The sequence below is a fragment of the Paraburkholderia sp. SIMBA_053 genome (assembly GCF_046534895.1).
GTDB classification, from domain to species: Bacteria; Pseudomonadota; Gammaproteobacteria; order Burkholderiales; family Burkholderiaceae; genus Paraburkholderia; species Paraburkholderia caledonica.
This window is the reverse complement of the sequence record NZ_JAWRXU010001399.1, coordinates 1-246: the sequence shown is the minus strand read 5'-3', so window position 1 is coordinate 246 and position 246 is coordinate 1. Positions and strand designations below refer to the sequence as shown.

Annotated in this window: 1 pseudogene; it reads right to left on the bottom strand. The window is 67.5% G+C overall.

Annotation, left to right across the window (positions count from 1 at the left end):
- A pseudogene (locus tag SB753_RS40200) lies at positions 1-246 on the bottom strand (hypothetical protein); the annotation flags it as partial.

Genomic DNA, 246 nt, shown 5'->3' with positions numbered 1-246 from the left:
ACGCGTTGCTGCATGATCAGCAGGTAGACCGGCATCCACAGGAACAGCCCCAGCTGGACCAGCCCGATGATGACCCCGGGCCAGTCGCCCAGCGGCGCCATCGCCTGGCCCAGCAGTATCAGCAGCAGGATCGCGAGCAGGTCCAGCAGCAGGAAGGCATGGCTGTACAGCGCCACCACCAGGTGCTCCAGGTAGCCGCGCCCGGCGAGCAGGTAGAACACCCGCAGCAGCAGCGCGAACAGCGGC